Annotated in this window: 20 protein-coding genes and 3 tRNA genes; 18 read left to right on the top strand and 5 right to left on the bottom strand. The window is 71.3% G+C overall.

The genetic code is table 11. From position 1 onward, the window contains the following. Positions 1-100: 100 nt before the first annotated feature. The 5 genes from C1N80_RS08135 to C1N80_RS08155 all read left to right on the top strand — a co-directional run bounded on the left by C1N80_RS08135 (position 101) and on the right by C1N80_RS08155 (position 2,368). Positions 101-583, top strand: a complete 483-nt coding sequence (locus C1N80_RS08135) for a hypothetical protein (protein WP_137770307.1) — start codon at positions 101-103, stop codon at positions 581-583. A gap of 190 nt (positions 584-773) precedes the next feature. Further along, entirely contained in the window at positions 774-1,034 is a 261-nt protein-coding gene (locus C1N80_RS08140; RefSeq protein WP_137770308.1) for a WXG100 family type VII secretion target, read from the top strand. 64 nt (positions 1,035-1,098) lie between these two features. After that, the gene (locus C1N80_RS08145; protein ID WP_137770309.1) at positions 1,099-1,368 is read left to right on the top strand and encodes a hypothetical protein; all 270 of its coding nucleotides are present in this window, start codon (positions 1,099-1,101) and stop codon (positions 1,366-1,368) included. 405 nt (positions 1,369-1,773) lie between these two features. Continuing rightward, the gene (locus tag C1N80_RS08150; protein WP_137770308.1) at positions 1,774-2,034 is read left to right on the top strand and encodes a WXG100 family type VII secretion target; all 261 of its coding nucleotides are present in this window, start codon (positions 1,774-1,776) and stop codon (positions 2,032-2,034) included. 64 nt (positions 2,035-2,098) lie between these two features. After that, positions 2,099-2,368: a hypothetical protein gene (locus C1N80_RS08155; protein ID WP_137770309.1), complete on the top strand. Its 270-nt coding sequence runs from the start codon at positions 2,099-2,101 to the stop codon at positions 2,366-2,368. Between the two features lie 100 nt (positions 2,369-2,468). On the opposite strand, the gene C1N80_RS08160 is transcribed toward C1N80_RS08155, so the two are convergent. Then, positions 2,469-2,957, bottom strand: coding sequence for a YajQ family cyclic di-GMP-binding protein (locus C1N80_RS08160; protein WP_137770310.1), 489 nt, complete (start codon positions 2,955-2,957; stop codon positions 2,469-2,471). Between the two features lie 408 nt (positions 2,958-3,365). On the opposite strand from C1N80_RS08160, the gene C1N80_RS08165 reads away from it, so the two are divergent. The 10 genes from C1N80_RS08165 (at position 3,366) to C1N80_RS08210 (ending at position 9,739) form a co-directional block, all read left to right on the top strand. Further along, positions 3,366-3,447, top strand: a tRNA-Tyr gene (locus tag C1N80_RS08165). A gap of 85 nt (positions 3,448-3,532) precedes the next feature. Beyond that, positions 3,533-3,605, top strand: a tRNA-Thr gene (locus tag C1N80_RS08170). A gap of 53 nt (positions 3,606-3,658) precedes the next feature. Further along, positions 3,659-3,732, top strand: a tRNA-Met gene (locus C1N80_RS08175). A gap of 136 nt (positions 3,733-3,868) precedes the next feature. Continuing rightward, on the top strand, positions 3,869-4,000 hold the full coding sequence (rpmG, locus tag C1N80_RS08180; protein WP_228018590.1) for a 50S ribosomal protein L33: 132 nt from the start codon (positions 3,869-3,871) through the stop codon (positions 3,998-4,000). Positions 4,001-4,207: 207 nt separating this feature from the next. Further along, complete coding sequence (locus C1N80_RS08185; protein ID WP_137770311.1) at positions 4,208-4,657, top strand: MaoC family dehydratase N-terminal domain-containing protein; 450 nt, start codon at positions 4,208-4,210, stop codon at positions 4,655-4,657. A 136-nt stretch (positions 4,658-4,793) separates the two neighbouring features. Continuing rightward, positions 4,794-5,231: a MaoC/PaaZ C-terminal domain-containing protein gene (locus C1N80_RS08190; protein WP_137770312.1), complete on the top strand. Its 438-nt coding sequence runs from the start codon at positions 4,794-4,796 to the stop codon at positions 5,229-5,231. Next, on the top strand, positions 5,228-6,355 hold the full coding sequence (locus tag C1N80_RS08195) for a UDP-N-acetylmuramate dehydrogenase (RefSeq protein ID WP_137770313.1): 1,128 nt from the start codon (positions 5,228-5,230) through the stop codon (positions 6,353-6,355). The genes C1N80_RS08190 and C1N80_RS08195 overlap by 4 nt, the downstream gene beginning before the upstream one ends. 169 nt (positions 6,356-6,524) lie before the next feature. Next, positions 6,525-7,796, top strand: a complete 1,272-nt coding sequence (gene glyA / locus C1N80_RS08200) for a serine hydroxymethyltransferase (RefSeq protein ID WP_137770314.1) — start codon at positions 6,525-6,527, stop codon at positions 7,794-7,796. Between the two features lie 79 nt (positions 7,797-7,875). Beyond that, complete coding sequence (locus C1N80_RS08205) at positions 7,876-8,775, top strand: bifunctional methylenetetrahydrofolate dehydrogenase/methenyltetrahydrofolate cyclohydrolase (RefSeq protein WP_137770315.1); 900 nt, start codon at positions 7,876-7,878, stop codon at positions 8,773-8,775. A 139-nt stretch (positions 8,776-8,914) separates the two neighbouring features. Then, positions 8,915-9,739, top strand: a complete 825-nt coding sequence (locus C1N80_RS08210; RefSeq protein ID WP_137770316.1) for an exodeoxyribonuclease III — start codon at positions 8,915-8,917, stop codon at positions 9,737-9,739. A gap of 102 nt (positions 9,740-9,841) precedes the next feature. Here the strand turns inward: C1N80_RS08210 and C1N80_RS08215 are convergent, their stop codons facing one another. The 4 genes from C1N80_RS08215 to sdhC are packed head-to-tail and all read right to left on the bottom strand — an operon-like array spanning position 9,842 to position 13,272. Further along, positions 9,842-10,606: a succinate dehydrogenase iron-sulfur subunit gene (locus C1N80_RS08215; protein WP_137770317.1), complete on the bottom strand. Its 765-nt coding sequence runs from the start codon at positions 10,604-10,606 to the stop codon at positions 9,842-9,844. Beyond that, complete coding sequence (gene sdhA / locus C1N80_RS08220) at positions 10,606-12,381, bottom strand: succinate dehydrogenase flavoprotein subunit (protein ID WP_137770318.1); 1,776 nt, start codon at positions 12,379-12,381, stop codon at positions 10,606-10,608. The genes C1N80_RS08215 and sdhA overlap by 1 nt, the downstream gene beginning before the upstream one ends. A 49-nt stretch (positions 12,382-12,430) precedes the next feature. Then, positions 12,431-12,892, bottom strand: coding sequence for a succinate dehydrogenase hydrophobic membrane anchor subunit (locus C1N80_RS08225; RefSeq protein WP_137770319.1), 462 nt, complete (start codon positions 12,890-12,892; stop codon positions 12,431-12,433). 2 nt (positions 12,893-12,894) lie between these two features. Then, positions 12,895-13,272: a succinate dehydrogenase, cytochrome b556 subunit gene (sdhC, locus tag C1N80_RS08230; protein WP_103385101.1), complete on the bottom strand. Its 378-nt coding sequence runs from the start codon at positions 13,270-13,272 to the stop codon at positions 12,895-12,897. Positions 13,273-13,548: 276 nt separating this feature from the next. Here sdhC and C1N80_RS08235 point away from each other — a divergent pair, with 276 nt between their 5' ends. The 3 genes from C1N80_RS08235 to C1N80_RS08245 all read left to right on the top strand — a co-directional run bounded on the left by C1N80_RS08235 (position 13,549) and on the right by C1N80_RS08245 (position 17,435). Then, positions 13,549-14,736, top strand: coding sequence for a mannose-1-phosphate guanylyltransferase (locus tag C1N80_RS08235; protein ID WP_137770320.1), 1,188 nt, complete (start codon positions 13,549-13,551; stop codon positions 14,734-14,736). A gap of 127 nt (positions 14,737-14,863) precedes the next feature. Beyond that, the gene (locus tag C1N80_RS08240; RefSeq protein ID WP_240811060.1) at positions 14,864-16,117 is read left to right on the top strand and encodes an amidohydrolase; all 1,254 of its coding nucleotides are present in this window, start codon (positions 14,864-14,866) and stop codon (positions 16,115-16,117) included. A 199-nt stretch (positions 16,118-16,316) separates the two neighbouring features. Beyond that, positions 16,317-17,435: a BMP family protein gene (locus C1N80_RS08245; protein WP_137770321.1), complete on the top strand. Its 1,119-nt coding sequence runs from the start codon at positions 16,317-16,319 to the stop codon at positions 17,433-17,435. The last annotated feature ends 19 nt before the right edge of the window (positions 17,436-17,454 follow it).

Below are 17,454 nucleotides of genomic sequence, written 5' to 3' on the forward strand. Positions count from 1 at the left end.
GGAGACGGGGGACAGGAGGCCCGGACGGAACACCCGTCCGGGCCTCCGGCGCGCTGGTATCTTGGGCGCCGTCACGGGTGGGACGAACGGAGCGGACAGCATGGTCAAGAGCATCTCGTACCCGAGCGCCGACTTCCCCGGGCCGCCGCGGATCAGCGCCGGCGTGCCCGAGGACTGGGAGGCTCTCACGGTCGCCGGTGTCCAGCTCGCCGTCGCCCAGCCGCGCATCGAGGGGCGCTTCCGCGCCAACGTGGTGGTCACCGTGCAGCGCTTCGGGCCCGGGTTCACGCTCGACCAGGCCGGTGAGTCGCTCACGCGCCGCAAGGCCGCCCTCCCCGAGCTCGAGGAGCTCGGCACGGGCCGGATCGAGGTGGGCGAGCGCGAGTGGATCGCGAGCGAATACGGCTACACCCAGCCCGGCCGGCCCACCGTGGTGCAGGCCGCCCGGTACACGGTGGTCCCGCGCGGGGAGAGCGCGACGGATGTCGTGGAGATCGTCGGCAGCTGCGGGGCGGATGGCGCCGACGACGAGATCGAGATCGTGCGCGGCATCCAGGACTCACTGCGCATCGAGACCGACTGACCCACCCCCCCCCGCCCGCCGGGGCGTCCCCGAGCGGAGGGTAATCCACGGGGAGTTCTCCCCATCGACCCGCCGCCGGTCCCCGACATAGCGTGGAGCCATCAGCCCGGGAGATCGAGGAGGCGGCCACGGAGGCCGCGGAGGTCACCCGGGGAGAGTCCAGGGAACACCGGATGAGGGGATGAGGACCATGAAGAAGGGTATGAACCCGGAGGCTGTCGATCAGATGGCCACGCAGATCACCGATGCGGCTGATCAGGCGAATGAGGCGTACCAGCGGGTGCTGGCGCGTGTGCAGGAGTTCGACTGGACCGGTGAGGATCGTGACCGGTACGTGTCGGAGTTCGAGTCGACGGTGGGTCAGGCGGTGCAGCAGCTGGTGCAGCAGGCGCAGGATCTGTCGGAGCGGGCGTCGAAGAATGCTTCCGAGCAGCGGGATGCGTCCGCCTGATCGGCGGGTGCGTCAGCTTCTCGTAGTCGTCGAGATCAGTTTTTTCTAGAGCGAGGGGATTGTCATGGCTTTCAAGGGAATGAACCCGGAGGAGGGTCGCGAGGTCGCGACCGCGATCAATGAGGCGGGCAGCCAGATCCTGGATGCGATCGATGCGGTGACCGGTGTGGTCAACGGTGTGGAGTGGGTCGGTCCGGATTACGACACGTATGTGGATGACTGGAACGGTTTTGTCTCGGGTCCGGTGAACAGCGTGGTCGAGGCGTGCAAGGCGAAGTCGGATGAGCTGAACCAGCATGCCGAGGAGCAGGACACGACCTCGAACAGCAACTGAGTCCGTCCGGTCGCGTAGTCGTCCGCGCCGCCGCAGGACCCCGTCCCGTCCCCCGCAGGGGAGCGGTGCGGGGTCCTTCGCCGTCCGCCGCCGACCCCGGCGGGGAGCTGGGCGAGCGGGGGTGCGGGCCGACGGCGAGCTGGGCGGCCGGGACGAGCGGCCCGAGCCGGCCGTCATCCACAACGGCTCCGTGCGGGCCGAGAGCGCGATCCCGCCTCTGACCTGTGGTGATATTCAGCAGGCGGTATGGGGAGGGGGATGGGGAGTTGTCCCCATCGTCAGGTCGTGCAGGGCCGCCTAGTGTGGAGTCATCACCTGGAGGTCAGGGATCGAGGAGGCGGCCATGGCGGCCGCGGAGATCCGGGCCATGGGTGGACCAGGGAAGACGCGACGAGGAGGAACGCCATGAAGAAGGGTATGAACCCGGAGGCTGTCGATCAGATGGCCACGCAGATCACCGATGCGGCTGATCAGGCGAATGAGGCGTACCAGCGGGTGCTGGCGCGTGTGCAGGAGTTCGACTGGACCGGTGAGGATCGTGACCGGTACGTGTCGGAGTTCGAGTCGACGGTGGGTCAGGCGGTGCAGCAGCTGGTGCAGCAGGCGCAGGATCTGTCGGAGCGGGCGTCGAAGAATGCTTCCGAGCAGCGGGATGCGTCCGCCTGATCGGCGGGTGCGTCAGCTTCTCGTAGTCGTCGAGATCAGTTTTTTCTAGAGCGAGGGGATTGTCATGGCTTTCAAGGGAATGAACCCGGAGGAGGGTCGCGAGGTCGCGACCGCGATCAATGAGGCGGGCAGCCAGATCCTGGATGCGATCGATGCGGTGACCGGTGTGGTCAACGGTGTGGAGTGGGTCGGTCCGGATTACGACACGTATGTGGATGACTGGAACGGTTTTGTCTCGGGTCCGGTGAACAGCGTGGTCGAGGCGTGCAAGGCGAAGTCGGATGAGCTGAACCAGCATGCCGAGGAGCAGGACACGACCTCGAACAGCAACTGAGGTCCCTCCCGGCCCCGCCGGGAGAACGCAGGAGCCCCGATCCCACCCCGTGCAGGGGAGGGGATCGGGGCTCCTCGACGTGCTGAGGGGTCGCGGGCGATCAGCGGTAGTTGATGAACTGCAGCGCGACCTCGAGGTCCTTGCCCTTGAGCAGGGCGATGACGGCCTGGAGGTCGTCGCGGCTCTTGGAGGAGACCCGCAGCTCGTCGCCCTGGATCTGGGCCTTCACGCCCTTGGGGCCCTCGTCGCGGATGATCTTGGAGATCTTCTTGGCGTCCTCGGTGCTGATGCCCTCCTTGAGGGCGGCCGCGAGGCGCACCTCCTTGCCGGACTGCTTGGGCTCGCCCACCTCGATGGCCTTGAGGGAGATGCCGCGGCGCAGGAGCTTGGTCTGCAGGACGTCGAGGACGGCCAGCACGCGCTCCTCGGCGTTCGCGGTCATGACGATCTCGTCCCCGCTGAGGGTGAGCGAGGCGCCGGTGCCGCGGAAGTCGTAGCGCTGGCCCACTTCCTTCACCGCCTGGTTCACGGCGTTGTCGACCTCCTGGCGGTCGAGCTGGCTGACGATGTCGAACGATGAATCGGCCATGGGGTGCCTTCCTTCCTCGGGGGTTCCCTGCCCCTGCATGATGCACGATCCCCCGATGATGCCCGATCCGAGCGCTGCGCCGGGCGGGGCCGTGGCCCTGTGTGCCGAGGGAGAGGCGATCCGCGGGCCGTGCCGGATCGGAGCGGGACGCGTCGGCCGGGCCGCCGGCGGCGGGCCGACGATCCCCGTGACCCGGTGCTGACCCGGCGCTGCCCCGGTGCCGAGCGGGCACCGAATCCGCCAGGGGCATCGAAACTGCAGGTCAGGAGCCCTGTGACCATGGTCATGCGGCGGAGAGGCCTCCCGGGTTCGCGCACCGTCGCCCACCCCGCTATGCTTTCCGAGTCCGCTTCCGGCGGCCCTCGCACCTGGTTCCCAGGGGTGGAGGACGACGGGGGAGGCCAACCCGGCAGGTTACCCGAGTGGCCAAAGGGGGCTGACTGTAAATCAGCTGGCATTGCCTACGGGGGTTCGAATCCCTCACCTGCCACCGCGGAGGGTCCTTGTGATCCGAAGCACCGGGAACACCGCGAGAATTGCTCTCCGAGCAGGGATTGTGTAGTGTTCACCGGGTTGCCCTGATAGCTCAGTCGGCAGAGCATCTCCATGGTAAGGAGAAGGTCAAGGGTTCGATTCCCTTTCAGGGCTCTGATGGATGCCGGCCCGGTCTCGTCTCGAGATCGGGCCGTCGCATCGATCACGCCGGGGTAGCTCAGACGGTTAGAGCGCACGACTCATAATCGTGAGGTCGCGGGTTCGATCCCCGCCCTCGGTACCGCACCGGTCCTACCGGCGATAAGATTCATCTCCCCGCGAGGGGACCCAGCCAGGCGCGCGGGCGAGCGCGCTTCTCGGAACGAAAGAGGCGAGTCGTGGCGAGCAAGAGCTCTGACGTGCGTCCCAAGATCACCATGGCCTGCACCGAGTGCAAGGCCCGCAACTACATCACCAAGAAGAACCGTCGCAACACCCCGGATCGGCTGGAGCTCTCGAAGTTCTGCCCGACCTGCGGCAAGCAGACGGCGCACCGCGAGACCCGCTGACCGGGTCTCCCCAGCGCGACACGACAGGCCACTCGGGGCGACCCGGGTGGCCTTCGTGCATCCTCGGGGGGAGGTGCGCCACGGGCGCGCCGTCCTCACGGCCCGCAGGCCACCACGCCCGCGGGCCCGCCGTCGGACCTGCGGCTCCGCAGTGCCACCGCCTTCGATCGCCCGGGGGATCACCCGCCCGGGCACCCTGGGAGAGACATGACCACCACCCCGGATCCGTCCTTCGCCGGTCGCACCTACCCCGCAGGGGCCGTGCACGAGGTCTCGAGCGCGAAGATCGCCGAGTTCGCGCGCGCCACCGGCGCCACCTCCCCGCTGCACCTCGATCCCGAGGCGGCGCGCGCGGCCGGCCACGCGGGCGTCGTCGCACCGCCCACCTTCCTGGTCTCCCTCGCCCAGGCCACCGAGGCGCAGTACATCGAGGACCCGGCCTCGGGGATCGACTTCACGCGCGTGGTCCACGGCGAGGAGGGGTTCACCCTCGAGCGCCCCGTCGTCGCGGGGGATCGGCTCGTCCCGACGCTCACCGTCGAGTCCGTGCGCGCCGCCGGCGGCCACGCCATGGTCACCACCCGGGTGGACATGACCGACGAGGCCGGCGCGCCGGTCGCGAGCGTGCGCAGCATGCTCGTCGTCCGCGGCGACTGACCCGCCGCAGCGACGGCGGCTCCGCGCGGCGACCTGCCGCACACGGCCCGCCCGCCCCCTCCCCGCAGCGCCCCGGCACCGACGCCGGATCCCCGACCTCCCGCGGCCCCGGCCGCCCCACGCCCCTGGAGATGCGATGAACGACCTCGACCTCAGCACCCTCGAGAAGGGCCAGGTCCTCGCCCGGCGCGAGCACCGGCTCAGCCGCGACACCCTGGTCCGCTACGCGGGCGCCTCCGGCGACTTCAACCCGATCCACTACAACGACACCGTCGCCGAGGCCGCCGGCCTGCCCGGCGTCATCGCCCACGGCATGCTGACCATGGGCACCGCGATCACCGGCCTGCTCGAGGAGCTCGGCGACCCCTCGCTGCTGCGCGAGTACTCCACCCGCTTCACCAAGCCCGTGCCCGTCCCCGCCACCGGCGAGGCCGTGCTCGAGGTGACCGCGACCGTCGGCGCCGTCGACCCCGAGGCCGGCACCGTCCGGATCGACCTCACCGCCGTCACCGCGGAGGGCACCTCGGTGCTGGGCCGCGCCCGCGCCGTCATCGCGCTGCCGGTGCAGGCATGAGGCTCGCCGACCTCACGACCCTGCGGATCGGCGGGGAGATCCGGACCCTCGTCGAGGCGACGACCGAGCAGCAGGTCATCGACGCCGTCTCCGCGGCGGACGCCGCAGGGGAGCCGATGCTCGTGCTCGGCGGCGGCTCCAACCTCATCGCCTCCGACGCCCCCTTCGAGGGCACCGTCGTCCTGCTGAAGGACCCCGGGACCCCGCCCGGCCTCGACGCGACCTGCGAGATCCCGACCTCGGGTGAGCCCGACGGCAGCCCCGCGGATCCCGCCGCCCTCACGCCGCTGGACCCCACCTGCGGCGGCGCGATCGTCGAGCACTTCGCCGGGGTCAGCTGGGACCGCGCCGTGCAGTACGCCGTGGCGCGGGAGCTCGTGGGCATCGAGGCGCTCTCCGGCATCCCCGGGACCGTGGGCGCGACCCCGATCCAGAACGTCGGCGCCTACGGCCAGGAGGTCGCCTCGACGATCACCCGGGTGCGCACCTGGGACCGCGAGCGCGGGGCCGTGCGCACCTTCTACGCGGGCGACTGCGACTTCGCCTACCGCGACAGCATCTTCAAGCGCACGCCCTTCACGGGCGGTGCGCCGTCGGCCACCGGCCGCTACGTGGTGCTCTCCGTGAGCTTCCAGCACACCCTCGGCTCGCTCTCCGCCCCGGTGCGCTACGCCCAGCTCGCCGCGGCGCTCGGCATCGAGGTGGGCCAGCGGGCGCCGATGGCGGAGGTGCGGGGGACCGTGCTGCGGATCCGCGGGGAGAAGGGCATGGTCCTGGATCCCGCGGACCGCGACACGTGGAGCGCCGGCAGCTTCTTCACCAACCCGATCCTCCCGGCGGCGGAGGCCGAGCGGTTGCCCGAGGACGCCCCCCGCTTCCCCGCGGGCGACGGCCTCGTGAAGACGAGCGCCGCCTGGCTCATCAGCCATGCCGGCTTCGACCGCGGCTTCGCGGTGGGGGAGCGGGCGAGCCTGTCCACCAAGCACTCCCTCGCACTGACCAACCGCGGCGGCGCCTCGAGCGAGGATCTCGTGGCCCTCGCCCGCGCTGTGCAGGCCGGGGTCGCCGAGCGCTTCGGCGTCGCGCTGCACCCGGAGCCGGTGCGGCTCGGCGTCGACCTCTGATCCGGGGACGGCTGACCCGGGGCGGCTGATCCGAGGCGGTTGGCCGGGGACGCCGCGCAGGGCCGCGACGCTGCGGGACGGCGTGGACGATCCTGCCCGGGGCGGCGCGGCGATCTAGGATGGAGGGACGGCCCATGCCCGCCGATCCACCCTTGCCGCAGGAGGCCCTGTGAACGACGTCCTCTCCCAGTCCATCGCCGATCTCGACCCGGACATCGCCCAGGTCCTGGATCGGGAGCTCGCCCGCCAGCAGCGCACGCTGGAGATGATCGCCAGCGAGAACTTCGTGCCGCGCGCCGTGCTCCAGGCGCAGGGCTCGGTGCTGACGAACAAGTACGCGGAGGGCTACCCCGGTCGCCGCTACTACGGCGGCTGCGAGGAGGTCGACGTCGCCGAGGAGATCGCGATCCAGCGCGCGAAGGACCTCTTCGGCGCCGAGCACGCGAACGTCCAGCCGCACTCGGGCGCCACCGCGAACGCCGCGGTCATGCACGCCCTCGCCCGCCCCGGCGACACCCTCATGGGCCTCTCGCTCGCGCACGGCGGCCACCTCACCCACGGCATGAAGATCAACTTCTCCGGCCGCCTCTACGACATCGTGGCCTACGAGACCGAGCCCGGCACCGGCCTGATCGACATGGACAAGGTCCACGCCCTCGCCGTCGAGTCGCAGCCCAAGGTCATCGTCGCCGGCTGGTCCGCGTACACCCGCCAGCTCGACTTCGCGCGCTTCCGCGAGATCGCCGACGAGGTCGGCGCCGCGCTCTGGGTCGACATGGCGCACTTCGCGGGCCTCGTCGCCGCGGGTCTGCACCCGAGCCCCGTCCCCTACGCGGACGTCGTCTCCACCACCATCCACAAGACCATCGGCGGCCCCCGCTCCGGCATGATCCTGTGCAAGGAGAAGTGGGCGAAGAAGATCGACTCCGCCGTCTTCCCCGGCCAGCAGGGCGGGCCCCTCATGCACGTCATCGCCGCGAAGGCCGTCGCGCTCAAGGTCGCCGCCTCCGAGGACTTCAAGGATCGCCAGGCCCGCACCCTCGAGGGCGCGAAGATCCTCGCCGAGCGCCTCCAGCAGGAGGACGCCGCCGCCCAGGGCGTGAAGGTCATCTCCGGCGGGACCGACGTGCACCTCGTGCTCGTGGACCTCGTGGACAGCGAGCTCGACGGTCAGCAGGCCGAGGACCGCCTCCACGAGGTGGGCATCACCGTGAACCGCAACGCGGTCCCCAACGATCCGCGTCCCCCGCGCGTCACCTCGGGCCTGCGCATCGGCACCCCGGCCCTCGCGACCCGCGGCTTCGGCGCCGAGGAGTTCACCGAGGTCGCCGACGTCATCGCCCTCGCCCTCACGGGCGGCGCGGACCTCGAGTCCCTGCGGGCCCGCACCGCGGCCCTCGCCGAGAAGAAGCCGCTCTACGCAGAGCTCCAGCAGTACTGATCGACGTTCGCGGGGCCCGGCCGATGCCGGGCCCCGCGCTCGTCCCCGACCGTTCCCAGCGCTCCCCGGAAGGAGCCCCATGACCGCTCAGATCCTCGACGGCAAGGCCACCGCGAAGGCCATCAAGGCCGAGCTCGCCGAGCGCGTCAGCGCCCTCGTCGACGCCGGCCACCCCCAGCCCGGCCTCGCGACCGTCCTCGTGGGGGAGGACCCCGGCAGCGCCGCGTACGTGCGTGGCAAGCACCGCGACAGCGCCCAGATCGGCCTGAACTCGATCCAGCGCCACCTCCCGGCGGAGACCACCCAGGCCGAGCTCGAGGCCGTCATCGACGAGCTCAACGCCGATCCGGCGTGCACCGGCTACATCGTGCAGCTGCCGCTGCCCGCGCACATCGACACCGACGCGATCCTCGAGCGGATCGACCCCGCGAAGGACGCCGACGGCCTGCACCCGATGAACCTGGGCCGGCTCGTGCTCAACGCCTACGGCCCGATCTCCACGCCGCTGCCCTGCACCCCGCGGGCCGTCGTCGAGCTGCTGCTGCGCCACGACGTGGACCTCAAGGGCAAGGACGTCGTCGTGGTGGGTCGCGGCGTGACCGTCGGCCGCTCGATCGGGGCGCTGCTCACGCGCCGCGCGATCAACGCGACCGTGACCCTCACCCACACCGGCACCCGCGACCTCCCCGACCACCTGAAGCGGGCGGACGTCATCGTCGCCGCGGCGGGCGTCGCGCACCTCGTGCGACCCGAGGACGTCAAGCCCGGCGCGATCGTGCTCGACGTGGGCGTCTCCCGGGTCGAGGACCCCGAGGGCGGGAAGGCGACGCTCGTGGGCGACGTGGACCCGGCCGTCGCCGAGGTCGCCTCCTGGATCTCCCCGAACCCCGGCGGTGTGGGCCCCATGACCCGCGCGCTGCTCGTGCAGAACGTCGTCGAGATGGCGGAGCACGCCGCAGGGACCGGCCCCGCCGCCTGACCCGCTCGCCGCACGCGCACGAGGCCGCCCCGGCCGGTGATCGGGGCGGCCTCGTCGCGTGCGGACGCCCCCCGGTGACGGCGCTCCGGGGGAGGGGTGCGGGCGGCGGGCCTCGGCTCGCCCTGGAATACTGGCGGGCATGACCTTCACACTCGCCACCGTCAACGTCAACGGCCTGCGCGCCGCCGCCCGGAAGGGCATGGGCGACTGGCTCGCCGCGACCTCCGCGGACGTCGTCACCCTCCAGGAGGTGCGTGCGCCGGACGAGCTGCTCGCCGACCTCATGGGGGAGGGCTGGAGCATCGTCGGCGAGGCGTCACGGCTCAAGGGCCGTGCGGGCGTCGCGATCGCGGCCCGCACCTCGCTCGAGCGGATCGATCTCGAGGGCGTGCGGCGCGGCCTGCCCGGCCTCGAGGAGGAGGACGCGCACTCGGGCCGCTGGCTCGAGGCGGACCTCGGCGACCCCCTCGGCGACGGCCAGGACCTCACCGTCATCTCCTGCTACATGCACTCCGGCAGCGTCGACAAGCCGCAGACGATGGTCGACAAGTACGCCTTCCTCGACGTCGCCCTCGAGCGCCTCGCCGCGCTGCGGGCCGACGGCCGCCACGTGGTCCTCACCGGAGACCTCAACATCGCCCACCAGAACAACGACATCAAGAACTGGAAGGGCAACCTGAAGTCCGCCGGGTTCCTGCCCGAGGAGCGCGCCTACCTCGACCGCCTCCTCGTCGAGGGCGACTGGGTCGACGTGCACCGCCGTCTCGCCGGCGACGTCCCGGGTCCCTACACGTGGTGGTCGCAGCGCGGGAAGGCCTTCGACAACGACTCGGGCTGGCGCATCGACTACCAGCTGACCACCCCGCAGCTGGGGGAGCGGGCGACCGCCGCGCAGGTGGACCGCGCCCCGAGCTACGACACCCGCTGGTCCGACCACTCGCCGCTCGTGGTCACCTACGACTGATCCGACGCCCTCCTCCGGGACGACGGAGCGCCCGGCCCCCTCGAGGGGGCCGGGCGCTCCGTCGTGCGGGGGCCGCCCCGCAGGTGGGCGGGCCCCGCAGGATCAGATGCGACCGCGGATGACGGCCTGCTTGACCTCGGCGATGGCCTTGGTGACCTGGATGCCCCGGGGGCACGCCTCGGAGCAGTTGAAGGTCGTGCGGCAGCGCCACACGCCCTCCTTGGAGTTGAGGATCTCCAGACGCTGCTCGCCGGCGTCGTCGCGCGAGTCGAAGATGAAGCGGTGCGCGTTGACGATCGCGGCCGGGCCGAAGTACTGCCCGTCGGTCCAGAACACGGGGCAGGACGAGGTGCACGCCGCGCACAGGATGCACTTGGTGGTGTCGTCGAAGCGCTCGCGCTCCTCCGCGGACTGCAGGCGCTCGCGGCTGGGCTCCTGACCCTTCGCCACGAGGAACGGCATGATCTCGCGGTAGGACTCGAAGAACGGGTCCATGTCGACGATGAGGTCCTTCTCCACCGGCAGGCCCTTGATCGGCTCGACCAGGATCGGCTTGGAGATGTCGAGGTCCTTGAGCAGTGTCTTGCAGGCCAGACGGTTGCGGCCGTTGATGCGCATCGCATCGGAGCCGCACACGCCGTGCGCGCACGAGCGGCGGAAGCTCAGCGAGCCGTCCAGGTGCCACTTGATCTCGTGCAGGGCGTCGAGCACACGGTCGGTGCCGTGCATCGTGACGGTGAAGTCCTCCCAGGAGGAGTCCTTCCCGGAATCCGGGTCGAAGCGGTTGATGCGGAGGGTGACCTCGAAGGAGGGGATCTCCGCGGCGGAGGCCTCGGGGGCCGGGGTCTTCTCGGCGACGGCGGTCATCAGAACGTACGCTCCTTCGGCTCGTAGCGCGTGATCACGACGGGCTTGGTGCCGAGCCGGATCGAGGTGCCCTCGGCACCCTCCTCACCCTCGAGGGTGCGGTAGTACATCGTGTGGTGCAGGAAGTTGACGTCGTCGCGCTTGTCGAAGTCCTCGCGGAAGTGGCCGCCGCGGGACTCCTTGCGGTACAGCGCACCGAGTGCGACGGTCTCCGCGAGATCCAGCAGGAAGCCGAGCTCCACGGCCTCGAGCAGGTCGAGGTTGTAGCGCAGGCCCTTGTCCTGGACGGCGACGGTCTCGTAGCGCTTCTTGAGCGCCTCGATGTCCGCGAGCGCCTTCCGGCAGGTCTCCTCGGTGCGGAACACCTGGACGTTGGCGTCCATGGTCTCCTGCAGGTCGCGGCGGATGTCCGCGACGCGGTCCTCGGTGGCCGGGCGGTCGCGGAGGCGCTGCAGCAGCTCGACCGTCGGGATCTCGACGCCCTCGGGCAGCTCGGGGGACTCGACCGTCGCCGCGTGCTCCGCGGCGGCGATGCCGGCGCGGCGACCGAAGACGTTGATGTCCAGCAGCGAGTTCGTGCCCAGGCGGTTGCCGCCGTGCACGGACACGCAGGCCACCTCGCCCGCGGCGTACATGCCGGGGATGACGTCCTCCGCGTTGCGGAGCACCTCGCCGCGGATGTTCGTGGGGATGCCGCCCATGGCGTAGTGCGCGGTGGGGAACACCGGCACCGGCTCCGTGTACGGCTCCACACCCAGGTAGGTGCGGGCGAACTCGGTGATGTCCGGGAGCTTCGCGTCGATGTGCGCGGGCTCGAGGTGGGTGAGGTCCAGCAGCACGTAGTCCTTGTTCGGACCGCAGCCGCGGCCCTCGCGCACCTCGTTGGCCATCGCGCGGGCGACGACGTCGCGCGGGGCGAGGTCCTTCAGCGTCGGCGCGTAGCGCTCCATGAAGCGCTCCATGTTGCTGTTGCGCAGGATCGCGCCCTCGCCGCGGGCCGCCTCGGAGAGCAGGATGCCCAGGCCCGCGAGGCCCGTTGGATGGAACTGGAAGAACTCCATGTCCTCGAGCGGGATGCCGCGGCGCAGCACCATGGCGGGGCCGTCGCCGGTCAGCGTGTGCGCGTTCGAGGTGGTCTTGAAGACCTTGCCGAAGCCGCCGGAGGCGAAGACCACGGACTTCGCACGGAAGACGTGGATCTCGCCGGTCGCGAGCTCGTAGGTGACCACGCCGGAGGCGCGGACGCCCTCGTCGGTGCGAGGGTCGCCTGTCATGAGGACGTCGAGCACGTAGTACTCGTTGAAGAACTCCACCTGCTGCTTCACGCAGTTCTGGTAGAGGGTCTGGAGGATCATGTGGCCGGTGCGGTCCGCGGCGTAGCAGGCGCGGCGCACGGGCGCCTCGCCGTGCTCACGCGTGTGGCCGCCGAACCGGCGCTGGTCGATCTTGCCCTCGGGCGTGCGGTTGAACGGCAGGCCCATCTTCTCGAGGTCGAGCACCGCGTCGATGGCCTCCTTGGCCATGACCTCGGCGGCGTCCTGGTCCACCAGGTAGTCGCCGCCCTTGACGGTGTCGTAGGTGTGCCACTCCCAGTTGTCCTCCTCGACGTTGGCGAGGGCGGCGCACATGCCGCCCTGCGCCGCGCCGGTGTGGGAGCGGGTGGGGTAGAGCTTGGTGACGACGGCGGTGCGGGCGCGCTTGGAGGCCTCGAGGGCGGCGCGCATGCCGGCGCCGCCGGCGCCCACGATCACCACGTCGTAGTCATGAGTCTGCATGGTCGGTGAGTGCTCCGTTTCGATCGCGATATGCGGGACGGCCGAGCCGTCAGCCCTGGCAGACGGCGGGCAGGAGGCTGGGCTCCGCGCCGGCCGGGCAGGGGTTGAAGGTGAAGATCACGAGGGTGCCGAGCACGATCGTGACGACCACGGCGACGAGCAGCAGGCCCTTGAGGACCAGGCGCGGCGTCGAGGAGCGGGCGTAGTCGTTGATGATCGTGCGCACGCCGTTGCCGCCGTGGATGAGGCCGAGCCACAGCATGAGCAGGTCCCAGACCTGCCAGAAGGGGTTGGCCCACTTGCCGGCGACGAAGGCGAAGTCGATGCCCTTGACGCCGAGGCCCAGCCAGAGGTTCACGAAGAGGTGGCCGAAGATGAGGATCACGAGCAGGGCGCCCGAGGCGCGCATGAACATCCACGAGAGCATCTCGGTGTTCACGCCGCGCTGGCCGGTGCGGCGGTAGCGCGTGGTGGGATCGGGGATCCGCGTGGGGGAGGTCTGTGCGCTCATGGTCAGGCTCCGAACATGTGCATGAGGTGGCGGGGGAGGAAGCCGGCCATGAGGACCACCCACAGCACGACGACGCCCCAGAACAGGCCGCGCTGGTGCTTGGTGCCCTTCGACCAGAAGTCCACCAGGATGATGCGGAGGCCGTTCAGCGCGTGGAACACCACGGCGCCCACCAGGCCGATCTCGCCGAGGCCGAACACCACCGTCTTGTAGTGCCCGATCACCTCGTTGTACGCCTCGGGGGAGACACGCACGAGGGCGGTGTCGAGGACGTGGACGAGCAGGAACAGGAAGATGAGCATCCCTGAGATGCGGTGAGCGACCCAGGACCACATGCCCTCGCGTCCGCGATACAGCGTCCCGGATTGGGCGGAAGCCACGGAGTTCCTCCAGAAGCGTCGGTTGAGTCGTCGGCGGACGGGATGACGGGCGGGCCCGCAGGGGCCTGTCGCGCCGCACCCGGCCCGACGGCTGCAGGGCCCGCACTGGGGACCCGCAGAGGGCCGGTTCACGACACGGCGACATCATCATCGCCCCCGACAGGGGCCCCGCCAGCGTAACACCATGACGTGCGCTTTCTGTCCCGCGCGCGGCGGTGTCGGGTCGGTCCCCGGCGCCTCCACGGAGGGGTCGCAGGACGCCGCTACCCTGGCCGCATGCCCGAGGCCCCCTTCGTCCCCGTCATCCCCGCAGGCGGCTCCGGCACCAGACTGTGGCCGCTCTCACGGCGTGAGCGCCCCAAGTTCCTGCTCGATCTGACCGGCACCGGATCCTCCCTGCTCGAGCAGACGATCGAGCGCCTGCTCCCGCTGGCCGACGCCCCTCCCGTGGTCGTCACCGGCGCCGTGCACCGGGCCGCGGTCGAGGAGCAGGCCGCCGGGCGCGCGCGCGTGATCGCGGAGCCCTCGCCGCGCAACTCGATGCCCGCGATCGCGCTCGCCGCCGCCGTCGTCGAGCGGGAGATGCCGGACGCCGTCATCGGCTCCTTCGCCGCGGACCATCTGGTCGCCGACACCGCCGCCTTCGCCGAGGACGTCCGCGCCGCGCGCGCCGCCGCGGAGGACGGCCACCTCGTCACCCTCGGCATCGTCCCCACGCACCCGGCGACGGGCTTCGGCTACATCGAGCGCTCCACCGCGCCGGTGGCGTCCGTCCTCGAGCGCGCGGGGGCGCTGCCCGTCTCCCGGTTCGTCGAGAAGCCGACCCGGGAGGTCGCGGAGGAGTTCCTCGCCTCGGGCCGGTTCCTGTGGAACGCCGGCATGTTCGTGGTCCGCGCGCGGGTCCTGCTCGACGAGCTGGCCGTGCAGATCCCGCCGCTCGCCGAGGGTGTGCGCAGGATCGCCGCGGCCCGCGGCACCGCGCAGGAGCAGGAGGTGCTCGAGGAGGTCTGGCCCTCGCTGCTCTCGATCGCGATCGACCACGCGCTCGCGGAGCCGCTCGCCGCGCGCGGCCGCGTGGCCGTGGTGCCGGCCCGCTTCGACTGGGACGACGTCGGCGACTTCGCCGCGCTGGCGCGGCAGCTGCGCTCGCCGGCGGCCGGCGGCGGCGTCCGGACGGTCGGCGCCGCCGACGGGACCGTCCGCGCGGAAGGTGTCGACGGGGCCGGTGACGGCGCCGGAGGTGGGGGAGATGTCCGGGTGCTGGGCACCGCCACCGTGGATGCCGTCGGCTCCCGGGCCACGGTGTACGGTGCCACGCATCGTCACGTGGCCCTCGTCGGCCTCGACGGGATCACCGTGGTCGATGCCGAGGACGCCCTCCTCGTGCTCGACGAGGACCACGCCCAGGAGCTCACGCGGATCGTCTCCGCCCTGTCCGGCGCCGGGAGGGACGACCTGCGCTGAGGTCCGCGCGGGGACGGGGGAGCAGGAGCAGAGCCGGGCGGGGGAGACCCGGCAGTCGCCGCCCGCGACCGCGGGCGGCCAGGATCGAGGGACGGGCCCCAGGGACCGTCCGGAAGGCAGGACGCACGTGCAGGCGCAGCAGGTTCAGCAGGAGCAGCACCCGGGCGGACCGGAGCAGGCGATGCTCGGCCCCGACGGGCTCATCATGCGCACCGTCCACGAGCGCTCCGACCACCTGCGGGGGATCCGCCGCCACCTCCACCGCCACCCCGAGCTCTCCCACGAGGAGCACGGCACCACCGACTACATCTCCGAGCAGCTCGAGGCGCTCGGTCTGAAGCCCGTGCGCATGCCGCGCACCGGTCTCATCTGCGACGTGCCCGGCAGCGACCCCTCCCTGAAGCCCGTCGCCCTGCGCGCGGACATGGACGCGCTGGGGATCCCCGAGCTCTCCACCGTCTCCTTCCGCTCGAGCGTCGAGGGCGTCTCCCACTCGTGCGGACACGACGTGCACATGAGCGCCGTGCTCGGCGCGGCCATGGCCCTCGTGCGGGTCGCCGAGGAGGGGCACCTGCGCCGCGGGGTGCGCCTGATCTTCCAGCCCTCCGAGGAGCGCCACCCCTGCGGCGCGCTCGAGCTGATCGGCGAGGGTGTGCTCGACGGCGTCGACTCGATCTTCGCCCTGCACTGCGACCCGGGCGTCGACGTGGGTCACGTGGGGCTCAAGGTCGGCCCGATCACCTCCGCGACCGACCCGGTCACGGTGCAGGTGCGCGGTGCGGGCGGCCACACCTCCCGCCCCCACCTCACGCAGGACCTCGTCTTCGCGCTGAGCTCGATCGCAACCGGCCTGCCCGCGGCCCTCACCCGTCGCATGGACCCCCGCTCGGGCGTGAACCTCACCTGGGGCTCGATCCACGCGGGCTCCGCCTTCAACGCGATCCCCAGCTCGGGCACGCTCGAGGGGACGCTGCGCTGCCTGGACCACGACGCCTGGGACCGCGCGGAGGAGCTGCTCGAGGAGCTCCTCGCCGATCTCGTGCGGCCGTGGGGCGTCGAGGCCCGCGTGACCCATGACCGCGGCGTGCCGCCGGTCTCGAACTCCGCCTCCTCGACCGCGGTGCTCGAGGCCGCCGCCTCCGCCGTGCTGGGCTGCGCGAACGTGGACCCCACCGCGCAGTCCCTGGGCGGCGAGGACTTCGCGTGGTACCTCGAGAAGGTGCCCGGCGCGCTCGCCCGGCTCGGCACGCGCACGCCCGGCGGTCGCAGCTACGACCTCCACATGGGGGACCTCATGATCGACGAGCGCGCGATCGGCAACGGCGCCGCGGTGCTCGCCACGGCGTGCCTGCAGCGCGACCTCGTCGCGCAGCGCGGCTGAGGCGCCGCGCCCCCGGGCGAGCACGACGGTCGCCTGCCGGCCATCTGCCCGTCGCCCGCGCGACGATTTCATAACGGTTCGAGACCGGGACCGCGACGGCGTCTCACGGAGTGTGCGGCGCGGCTAGTCTCCGGAGGACTGCGACGTGGTGACGCCCGACACCGGGCGCGTCCGGCATCCCTTTCCTCGGAGGAACTTCATGAAGAGCATCTCGCGCGCGATCGCCCTCACGGGCGCCGGCATCCTGACCCTGGCGGCCTGCGGCGCCCCGCCCGAGGAGTCCGCCTCCTCCGGTGGCAGCGACGGCGGCTCCGGGGCGACCTCGGACTTCAAGGCCTGCATGGTCTCCGACTCCGGCGGCTTCGACGACAAGTCGTTCAACGAGTCCGGCTTCACCGGGCTGACCGCCGCGAAGGAGAAGCTCGGCATCGAGACCTCCACCGCCGAGTCCACCGACCCGGCCCAGTTCGCGACGAACATCGACAACCTGGTCTCCCAGGACTGCAACCTCATCTTCACCGTGGGCTTCCTCCTCGCCCCGGCCACGGGCACCGCCGCCCAGGCCAACGAGGACGTCGAGTTCGCGATCATCGACTCCACCGCGCAGGACGCCGACGGCAACGCGATCGAGGTCGACAACGTCAAGCCGCTCTCCTTCGACACCGCACAGGCGGCCTACCTCGCCGGCTACGTCGCCGCGGGCACCTCGAAGACCGGCAAGGTCGCCACCTACGGTGGCATGCAGATCCCGACCGTCACCATCTTCATGGACGGCTTCGCGGACGGCGTCGCCAAGTACAACGAGGTCCACAAGGCCGACGTGCAGCTCATGGGCTGGGACAAGGACACCCAGAAGGGCTCCTTCACCGGCGACTTCGAGGACCAGTCCAAGGGCAAGGCGCTCTCCGACACCTTCTACTCCCAGGGCGCGGACATCGTCATGCCGGTCGCCGGTCCCGTCGGCTCCGGCACCCTCGCCTCCGCGAAGGAGGCCGACGGCCGCTACGTCGTGTGGGTCGACTCCGACGGCTACGAGTCCGTGGACGACGACGCCGCGAAGCCGCTCATCCTCACCTCGGTCATGAAGGGCATCGCCCCCGCCGTCGAGGACGTCGCGACCGCCGCCTCCTCCGACGAGTTCTCCAACGAGCCCTACGTGGGCACGCTCGAGAACGAGGGCGTGGGCCTCGCCCCGTACCACGACCTCGACGCCCAGGTCCCCGACGAGCTCAAGTCCGAGGTGGACCAGCTCAAGGCCGACATCATCTCCGGGAAGATCACCGTCGAGTCCGACGCCTCCCCGCAGAACCTCGGCTGAGACCGCACCACCAGGTGGC

This window comes from Brachybacterium sp. SGAir0954 (genome assembly GCF_005490785.1).
GTDB lineage: Bacteria > Actinomycetota > Actinomycetes > Actinomycetales > Dermabacteraceae > Brachybacterium > Brachybacterium rhamnosum.